This window comes from Streptomyces sp. NPDC002536 (assembly GCF_053594995.1).
In genome coordinates this window covers 80514-89043 of sequence record NZ_JBSFWU010000016.1, presented here as the reverse complement: position 1 = coordinate 89043, position 8530 = coordinate 80514, and the positions used below count along the sequence as shown (strand labels likewise).

Genomic DNA, 8530 nt, shown 5'->3' with positions numbered 1-8530 from the left:
GTGGGCTGCCCTGCGGTCGGTGGGCGCCTCCGCCCGCGGCTGGGAACCCTACGCCCACGCCCTCGGCATCCAGCCGGTGTTGCGCTTCGTACGTGGTGTGCGACCGTCAGGCCGCCCTGGCCTTGGTGGCGTACATGTCCACGTACTCCTGGCCCGACAGCCGCATGACCTCGCTCATCACCTCGTCGGTGACGGCGCGCAGCACATAGCGGTCGCGGTCCATGCCCTCGTAGCGGGAGAAGTCCAGCGGCTCGCCGAAGCGGACCGTCACCCGGGCGATGCGGGGCATCCCCTTGCCGCTCGGCTGCACCTTCTCCGTGCCGATCATCGCGAACGGCACCACGGGCGCGCCCGTCATCAGCGTCAGCCGGGCGATGCCGGTACGGCCGCGGTAGAGCCGGCCGTCGGGGGAGCGGGTGCCCTCCGGGTAGATGCCGAAGACCTTGCCCTCGTCGAGGATCCGGCGGCCGGTCATCAGCGCGGCCACACCGCCGTTGCCGCCGTCGCGGTCGACCGGGACCATGCCCGAGGAGCGGAAGAACCACGCCATCAGGCGGCCCTTGAGGCCCTTGCCCGTGACGTACTCGTTCTTGCCGATGAAGTAGACCGGGCGCTTGACGACCAGGGACACGAACAGCGAGTCGATGAACGTCGTGTGGTTCCCGGCGAGGATCACCGGCCCGGTCCCGGGGATGCGCTCGGCCCCCTCGACCTTCGGGCGGTACAGGACGCGCATGAGCAATCCGAGAATCGCCTTGAGCACAATGCGGGACAACGGGTCCTCCGGTCGTGGTGGTCATGCCGGCGCAGGGCGCTGACGATACTCGCGAGTACGGGGCATGCGCACCCCGGGTTTCGGCAAGGCGCAACAGAGTGTTGACGTGAGTTGTCCCTCTGTTCCCTCTACACCCTTCTGTGCGAGGGGCGGACGACTTTACGATCACCCCGTCTGACAGGTGCCGGACAGGCGCCGGAAGAACAACGAGCAGGAGCGTACATGCAGCAGGAGCAGCGTCCGGGCAGGCGTTCTTTGCTGGGGGCCGCCGCGGCCCTCGGCGCGGGAGCGGTCGTCCTGGGCAGCGGGGCGGGCCCGGCGGCAGCGGCGCAGCAGCGGAGCGCGGGCGGCCACGGCAAGGGCGGTTCCTACCAGGACCTCCCGGTGCCGACGATCATCGGGCACCGCGGTGCCTGCGGGTACCGGCCGGAACACACCTTCGGCTCCTACCAGTTCGCGCTCGACAACGGCGCGGACGTCATCGAGCAGGACCTCGTCCCCACCAAGGACGGGCACCTGGTCTGCCGTCACGAGAACGACATCACGCAGACCACCGACGTCGCCGACCACGCGGAGTTCGCCTCCCGCAAGACCACCAAGGTCGTCGACGGAGAGTCCCACACCGGCTGGTTCACCGAGGACTTCACCCTCGCCGAGCTCAAGCGGCTGCGCGCCAAGGAGCGCATACCGGGCAACCGGCAGCACAACACCCTCTACGACGGCCGCTGGGACGTGCCCACCTTCGAAGAGGTCCTCAAGTGGGCCGAGGAGCAGGGCCGCAAGCGCGGCCGGCGGGTCTGGCTGCACTCGGAGACCAAGCACGCCACCTACTTCCGCAAGCTGGGCCTCGGCCTGGAGGAGCCGCTGGCGAAGCTGCTGCGCCGGTACGGCCGGCACCGCGCCGACTCGCCGCAGTTCCTGGAGTCCTTCGAGCCGAGCAGCCTGCAGAGGCTGACGAAGCTGGGCGTCCACGCCCCGAAGATCTTCCTCCTGGACGACCTCAAGACCCGCCCCTGGGACTTCGTCGAGGCGGGCGACCCGCGCACCGTCGCCGACCTCATCACGCCGCAGGGCCTGAAGTGGATAGCCGGCTTCGCCGAGGGCATCGGGCCATGGGTGCAGCAGATCATCCCCCGGGACGCGGGCGGGAAGCTCGGCAAGCCCACCACGCTCGTCCGTGACGCGCACGCCGCCGGGCTCATCCTGCACCCGTACACCATGCGCAACGAGAACACCTTCCTGCCCGCGGACTTCCAGCGCGGCAGCGACCCGAACGCCTACGGCGACGCCTTCGGGGCCTTCAAGGCCTACTACGCCACCGGCATCGACGGCATCTTCTCGGACAACTGCGACACGGCGGCGTTCGCGCGGGCGGACTTCCTCAAGAAGTGACCCCTGGTCTCCTCTGATCTCCTTCGGTCTCCTCGTGGCGGTGGGTGATCACTCGGACGAGTGATTACCCACCGTTCCGGAAACCGCCCGGGCGGGGCCGGATGTCCCGTCCCGCATGACGCCGAACGATCTCCTCACCCGGCTGCGCCCCCTGCTGGCCGCCGAGTGCGCGGCCGAGGCCCACGCGGCGGGCATGGAGGCGGCCGACCTCGAACAGGCCGTCTGGCTCCGGCTGCTGAGTGGCGCCGGGGCACTGTCCCGGACGGCCGACACCGCCCTGCGGATACGGGCGGCGGTGCGCGCCGAGGCCCGCGCCTGGCGCCGCCGTGCCCGGCGCGAGGTGCCCTACGACCCGGTCGCCGCCGAACCGTCCGGCGAGCGGCTGGAGTCGGGGGTGGAACAGGCCGTGCTGGCCGCCGAGACCGGGCGGCAGCTGCGGGCCGCCGTCCGCCGCCTGCCCGGCCGCTGCCCCGGGCTGCTCTCGGCCCTGCTCTCCTCCCGCGATCCGACTTACCGAGAAATCGCAGGGGAGTTGGGTATCTCACAAGGATCTTTGGGGCCCGTACGTTCCCGCTGCCTGGGATGTCTGCGCAGAATGCTCATGGCGGAGATTGCGGCTCCTGGACGCGGGGGAGAGGAGCGTTAGACAACCGGCGCCACGGAGCGGCGTGCATCTGCGGCGGCTCCTGTCAGGGCGGACCGAATACGGGAGGCGTGCGCATGGGTATGAGCGTGACCATCTCGGCTGCAGGCGACAGCGATGCCGAGCAGATCCTCAAACTGCAGTACCTCTGCTACCAGGACGAGGCCGAGCTCCACGGGGACTGGTCCATCGACCCGTTGACCCAGAGCCTCGACGCCCTGCGCGCCGAACTGGCCGGGAGCCGCGTCCTGGTGGCCCGGCTCGGCGCGGAGGTCGTCGGCTCGGTGCGCGGCACCGCCGGGGCCGACGGCACGGCGGTCATCACGGGGCTCATCGTGCACCCGCGGATGCGGCGGCACGGCCTGGGCGGCCGGCTGCTGGTGGCGATCGAGGAGCGGCTGGCGGAGGAGTGCTCCGCCAAGCGCTACCGGCTCGCCACCGGCCGCCGCGGCGAGGGCGGCCTGCGGCTGTACCGCCGTTGCGGTTACGCGCCCGTCGGCACCGAAGAGGTCACCCGCACGCTGACCCTGATCACCCTGGAGAAGGACGCGGCGCCCGCCTATGTGACGAGCGCCTAGGGCGTGTGCGGCCCCGTAGGGGCACCGACGGCCTGCAGCCGACGCACCACCCCAGGCGTCCGGGGCGAAGCCCCGGGTACTTCGACTGCGGGTGCGTCGTGGCTGGTCGCGCAGTTCCCCGCGCCCCTACGGGGCTAGCCGCCTGCGGGCAACCGGCCGCCGGCCCGGCGCAGCCACATCATCGCGGTCAGCGGCAGGATCACCGGGATGAAGAGGTAGCCCATCCCGAAGTCCGACCACACGGTGGCGTCGGGGAAGGCGGACGGCTCGACGACGGTCCAGGTACCGACCAGCAGCACCCCGGCCAGCTCGGCGGCGCAGCACACCAGCGCCGCCCTGCGGGCCGTGTTCCCGCCGCGCACCAGGGAGTACGTGATGAAGGCGTACACCGCGGCGGCGGCCGCCGACAGGACGTAGGCCAGCGGTGCCCGGCCGAAGTCCAGGATCATCTGGACGATCGAGCGGGACGCGGCGGCGACGGTGAACACCCCGTACAGCCAGACCAGCAGTCGGCCCGGGCCCTGGCCGAGGTCGAAGCCGCCCTTGGACGCGGTGGTGGTGGGCTCGGTCACGTCGGCCTCGGTCACGTCAGCCTCCCCAGATGTCGTAGAGCCGTACTTCCAGCACGGCGAGGATCACGGCGCCCGCCGCCACCGTGGCCGAGCCCCAGCGGGTCCGCTCGGCCAGCGACATGAAGGCCGCGGCCGGGATCGCGGCGGCCGAGCCCAGCAGGTAGGCGACGAAGATCGTGGTGCCCTGGTGCGGCTTGTCTCCGCCGGCCAGCCGCACCACACCGACCACGAGCTGGATCACGGCGAGGAGGGTGACCACGGCCATGCCGATGAAGTGCCAGTCCTTGGTGGCCTGGTCGCGCGAGAAGGCGAAGCCGCACCAGGCGGCCAGCACGAGGGCGGTCAGACCGACGGCGAGCGTCAGCGCGTCGATCACCGCGGCCCCCGGGCGGCGCGGATGGACGGATGGGGCATGACAGGCATGGGACGACTGTAGTGGCCCGCGTGCGGGCCCCCGCGCGCGACCCCGGGGGTACCTCCCAGCGGTAGCTGGGGGACCGTCCACGGTGCGGTCGGCACTGTCCGGTATTCGGACAGGCGTGGCTGATTCGCACGCGCTTCTGTTTTACTGGCCCGCATGACCACGACGAGCAGCCGCACCTTTGCGACCGAGGCGATGATGACGCCCGGTGCTCGTTGCATGTGTCGAATGTGTGACTGCTGAGGGCCCCCTTTGCCTCGCGCCCCGAAGCGAGACCCCACCTGAGCCCGGTACTGGCCCTTCCGCCGTCCGGACCGCTCGGCCCCGCGTCACCAGGAACCCCCGACCCGCGCTCCAGCGCCTCCGGGGACGCTCCCCCCCTGATGCCGCATTCCGCAATGCATGCCCGTGCGCCGGCGTCACCATCGCCGCGCACTCGACAGTGACGGAAACTCTGTGATCACCACTACGGGCCTGACAAAGGTCTACCGCTCACGAGGCCGCGAGGTCACCGCCCTCGACGGCGTCGATCTGCACGTCCGTGAGGGCGAGGTGTACGGCGTCGTCGGCCAGAGCGGCGCCGGCAAGTCGACCCTCATCCGCTGCGTCAACCTGCTGGAGCGCCCCAGCTCCGGCACGGTCACCGTGGCCGGCCAGGACCTCACCGCGCTCGCCGGGCGCGGCCCGCGCGCCGGCGCCGAACTGCGCCGGGCACGCAGCCGCATCGGCATGGTCTTCCAGCACTTCAACCTGCTGTCCTCGCGCACCGTGCAGGCCAACATCGAGCTGCCGCTGGAGATCCTCGGAGTCTCCGGCAAGGAGCGCAGCCGCAAGGCGCTCGAACTGCTCGACCTGGTAGGCCTCGCCGACAAGGCCAAGGCCTACCCCGGCCAGCTCTCCGGCGGCCAGAAGCAGCGCGTCGGCATCGCGCGCGCCCTGGCCGGCGACCCCAAGGTGCTGCTCTCCGACGAGTCCACCTCCGCGCTGGACCCGGAGACCACCCGCTCGATCCTCCAGCTGCTGCGCGACCTCAACCAGCAGCTGGGCCTGACCGTCCTGCTCATCACGCACGAGATGGACGTCGTCAAGACCATCTGCGACTCCGCGGCCCTGATGAAGGGCGGCCGCGTCGTGGAGTCCGGCACCGTCGCCGAGCTGCTGGCCACCCCCGGCTCCGAGCTCGCGGCCGAACTCTTCCCCGTCGGCGGCGAGCCCTCCGGGCCCGACCGCACCGTCGTGGACGTCACCTTCCACGGCGAGGCCGCGACGCAGCCGGTGATCTCCCAGCTGTCGCGCACCTACAACGTCGACATCTCGATCCTGGGCGCCGCGATGGACACCGTCGCCGGCAAGCAGATCGGCCGGATGCGCATCGAGCTGCCCGGCCGCTTCGAGGAGAACGTCGTCCCCATCGGCTTCCTGCGCGAGCAGGGCCTGCAGGTGGACGTCGCGGACGTCAACACGCCGGCACCCGCCGCCGCTGCCCTGAAGGAGGGTGCCAAGTGACCTGGACCGAGATGCAGCCGCTGCTGCGCGACGCCTGTCTGGACACCCTCTTCATGGTGTGGTGGTCCACCGTCTACGCCGTCGTCGGCGGACTGCCGCTGGGCATCCTGCTGGTCCTCACCGACCGCGGTTCGCTGCTGCAGAACGTCGTGGTGAACAAGGTCCTCGGCGCGGTCGTCAACCTCGGCCGCTCGCTGCCCTTCATCATCCTCCTGGTCTGGCTGATCCCCTTCAGCCGCCTGGTGATCGGCACCTCCATCGGCCCCAGCGCGGCCGTGGTCGCCCTGACCATCGGCGCCATCCCGTTCTTCGCACGCCTGGTGGAGACCGCCGTCCGCGAGGTCGACCACGGCCTCGTCGAGGCCGTGCAGTCGATGGGCGGCGGCACCTGGACCATCGTCCTCAAGGTGCTGCTCCCGCAGGCCCTGCCCTCCCTCGTCGCCGGGCTGACCACCACCGTCATCGCCCTCATCGGCTACTCGGCCATGGCCGGCGCGGTCGGCGGCGGCGGACTCGGCAACCTCGCCATCACCTACGGCTACATGCGCCACGAGACCGGCCTGATGAACACCACCATCGTGCTGCTCATCGTCATCGTGACGCTCGTCCAGCTCGCCGGCGACCTCTTCGTCCGCAGCCTGTCCCGGCGCGGCGGCCGTCAGGCCGCCCCCGTGGGCCTGCGACGCCTGCGCCGGACGGCCGCCCCCGCCCCCGCTCCTGCCGCACAGCCCGTCCCCGTGCGGGACGGGGCGGCCGAGGTGGCGGAAACCCCCTGACCCCCGGGGCCGGCGGCCCCGCGGAACCCCCACGAGCCCGGACCCTTTGCCGGGCGGCATCACCTCGTGATCCAGGAAAGAGGCACTCTTCGTGCGTACCACCGTCAAGCTCACCGCCGCCGTCGCGGCCGCCGCCGCGCTCACCCTCGGCCTGAGCGCCTGCAGCGCCCCCTCCGACACCAGCTCTGTTTCGGAGAAGAAGGGCAAGGACGCCGACCCGGCGGCCAAGCTCGTCGTCGCCGCCAGCCCCACCCCCCACGCCGACATCCTCAACTTCGTCCGCGACCACCTCGCGGCCAAGGAGGGCCTGAAGCTGGAGGTGAAGGAGTTCAACGACTACGTCCTGCCCAACACCGCCACCCAGAGCGGTGAGGTCGACGCGAACTTCTTCCAGCACAAGCCCTACCTCGACGACTTCAACAAGAAGAACAAGACGGACATCGTGCCCGTCGTCAACGTCGAGATCGAGCCCCTCGGCCTCTACTCCAAGAAGGACAAGAAGGTCGCCGACCTCGGCTCCGGCTCCACCATCGCCGTCCCCAACGACGCCACCAACGAGGGCCGCGCACTCAAGCTGCTCGCCGACAACGGCATCATCAAGCTCAAGGACGGCGTCGGCGCCGAGGCCAAGCTCTCCGACGTCGAGGACGCCAAGGGCGTGAAGTTCACCGAGCTGGAGGCCTCCCAGATCCCGGCCCGCCTGGGCGACGTGGACGCCGCCGTGATCAACGGCAACTTCGCCATCTCCGCCAAGCTCAACCCGGCCAAGGACTCCCTGGCCCTGGAGAAGGCCGAGAACAACCCGTACGCCAACTTCCTCGCCGTCAAGAAGGGCAACGAGGCCGACCCCCGGATCCAGAAGCTGGCCAAGCTCCTCAACTCCGATGAGGTGAAGAAGTTCATCCAGGAGAAGTTCAGCAACGGCGCCGTCATCCCCGCCTTCGGCCCCGTCAAGAGCTGACACCTTGTAATCTCGGCCGTCCATACGGTCGCAGGCCCCGCGCACGCCCCGGCGTGCGCGGGGCCCACGCGCTTGGCGCACTCACATGCCGATGCTGCATGCTGGTGCACCCGAGCGAACCCGAGCCCACCCTCCCTCGGCGTTGGAGCAGCGCATGACATCCACCTTTCCGGACATCTCCATCAGTACGGACCGGCTGGTGCTGCGCCCGTTCGAGGCCGGGGACGTGCCCGCCCTCGCGGAGATGATGAACGACGAGCTCATCACCGCCTGGACCACCGCCCCGCACCCCTACACCACCGCCGAGGCCCGCGACTGGGCCCTGCGCCGCGCCCCCGAGGAACGCACCTCCGGTCGCGGAATCGTCTTTGCGGTCACCGAGTTCCTCACCTCCCGCCTCGTCGGCGCCGTGTACCTCCGCAACACCGACTGGCGCACGCTGTGCGCCGAGGCCTCCTACGTCACCGCGCCCTGGGCCCGCGGCGAGGGCTACGCGTGCGAATCCGTGCTCGCCGCCGCCCAGTGGCTGTTCCGCGACCAGAAGTTCGAACGCCTCGAAATGCGCACCGCCGCCGACAACACCGCCGCCCAGCAGGTCGCCCAGAAGATCGGCTGCATCAGCGAGGGCGTCCTGCGCAACGCCTGGATAGCGCGCAGCCGCACCGAGGACGGCGGCTGGACGGACATCCGCACCGACCTCATCGTCTGGAGCCTGCTCCCCGAGGACCTCGACGAGGTGCGCGAACAGCACACCGGCGGCTACGACCACTCCGACTACGCCGCCGCCTTCCCCGACTGGCGCTGACCGGCCTCCACCCGCCCCGCCCTGGTCCGGACCAGCCCGGGGTACTCTCACCCTGCCCGCACCGCCGTGCGCGGTCCGACCCGAGACAAGCCCAGGAGACA

Annotated in this window: 10 protein-coding genes; 7 read left to right on the top strand and 3 right to left on the bottom strand. The window is 70.8% G+C overall.

What is annotated here, in order from left to right; genetic code table 11:
* Positions 1-106 precede the first annotated feature (106 nt).
* Positions 107-775 carry a lysophospholipid acyltransferase family protein gene (locus tag ACWD4B_RS08945; protein WP_451420145.1) on the bottom strand — a complete coding sequence of 223 codons (669 nt, stop codon included), beginning with the start codon at positions 773-775 and terminating at the stop codon, positions 107-109.
* Between the two features lie 222 nt (positions 776-997).
* On the opposite strand from ACWD4B_RS08945, the gene ACWD4B_RS08940 reads away from it, so the two are divergent.
* From ACWD4B_RS08940 to ACWD4B_RS08930, 3 genes are all read left to right on the top strand, one after another.
* Positions 998-2167, top strand: coding sequence for a glycerophosphodiester phosphodiesterase (locus tag ACWD4B_RS08940; RefSeq protein WP_451420144.1), 1170 nt, complete (start codon positions 998-1000; stop codon positions 2165-2167).
* A gap of 115 nt (positions 2168-2282) precedes the next feature.
* Positions 2283-2813 (top strand): sigma-70 family RNA polymerase sigma factor, encoded by a 531-nt coding sequence (locus ACWD4B_RS08935; protein ID WP_451420143.1) that lies wholly within the window; start codon positions 2283-2285, stop codon positions 2811-2813.
* 74 nt (positions 2814-2887) lie between these two features.
* Complete coding sequence (locus tag ACWD4B_RS08930) at positions 2888-3388, top strand: GNAT family N-acetyltransferase (protein WP_451420142.1); 501 nt, start codon at positions 2888-2890, stop codon at positions 3386-3388.
* Positions 3389-3522: 134 nt separating this feature from the next.
* Here ACWD4B_RS08930 and ACWD4B_RS08925 read toward each other — a convergent pair whose 3' ends face one another.
* Positions 3523-3975 carry a hypothetical protein gene (locus ACWD4B_RS08925; RefSeq protein WP_451420141.1) on the bottom strand — a complete coding sequence of 151 codons (453 nt, stop codon included), beginning with the start codon at positions 3973-3975 and terminating at the stop codon, positions 3523-3525.
* A 1-nt stretch (position 3976) separates the two neighbouring features.
* Positions 3977-4336 (bottom strand): hypothetical protein, encoded by a 360-nt coding sequence (locus ACWD4B_RS08920; RefSeq protein ID WP_336414313.1) that lies wholly within the window; start codon positions 4334-4336, stop codon positions 3977-3979.
* Positions 4337-4837: 501 nt separating this feature from the next.
* On the opposite strand from ACWD4B_RS08920, the gene ACWD4B_RS08915 reads away from it, so the two are divergent.
* The 4 genes from ACWD4B_RS08915 to ACWD4B_RS08900 all read left to right on the top strand — a co-directional run bounded on the left by ACWD4B_RS08915 (position 4838) and on the right by ACWD4B_RS08900 (position 8429).
* Positions 4838-5887 carry a methionine ABC transporter ATP-binding protein gene (locus ACWD4B_RS08915; protein WP_336414314.1) on the top strand — a complete coding sequence of 350 codons (1050 nt, stop codon included), beginning with the start codon at positions 4838-4840 and terminating at the stop codon, positions 5885-5887.
* Positions 5884-6663 (top strand): methionine ABC transporter permease, encoded by a 780-nt coding sequence (locus ACWD4B_RS08910; protein ID WP_451420140.1) that lies wholly within the window; start codon positions 5884-5886, stop codon positions 6661-6663. The genes ACWD4B_RS08915 and ACWD4B_RS08910 overlap by 4 nt, the downstream gene beginning before the upstream one ends.
* A gap of 91 nt (positions 6664-6754) precedes the next feature.
* Positions 6755-7624, top strand: a complete 870-nt coding sequence (locus ACWD4B_RS08905; RefSeq protein ID WP_451420139.1) for a MetQ/NlpA family ABC transporter substrate-binding protein — start codon at positions 6755-6757, stop codon at positions 7622-7624.
* A 154-nt stretch (positions 7625-7778) separates the two neighbouring features.
* Complete coding sequence (locus ACWD4B_RS08900; protein ID WP_451420138.1) at positions 7779-8429, top strand: GNAT family N-acetyltransferase; 651 nt, start codon at positions 7779-7781, stop codon at positions 8427-8429.
* The last annotated feature ends 101 nt before the right edge of the window (positions 8430-8530 follow it).

Bases quoted from the DNA above. Each gene is read 5' to 3' on its own strand.
- ACWD4B_RS08940 (WP_451420144.1), top strand. From the start codon at position 998: ATGCAGCAGGAGCAGCGTCCGGGCAGGCGTTCTTTGCTGGGGGCCGCC.
- ACWD4B_RS08935 (WP_451420143.1), top strand. From the start codon at position 2,283: ATGACGCCGAACGATCTCCTCACCCGGCTGCGCCCCCTGCTGGCCGCC.
- ACWD4B_RS08930 (WP_451420142.1), top strand. From the start codon at position 2,888: ATGGGTATGAGCGTGACCATCTCGGCTGCAGGCGACAGCGATGCCGAG.
- ACWD4B_RS08900 (WP_451420138.1), top strand. From the start codon at position 7,779: ATGACATCCACCTTTCCGGACATCTCCATCAGTACGGACCGGCTGGTG.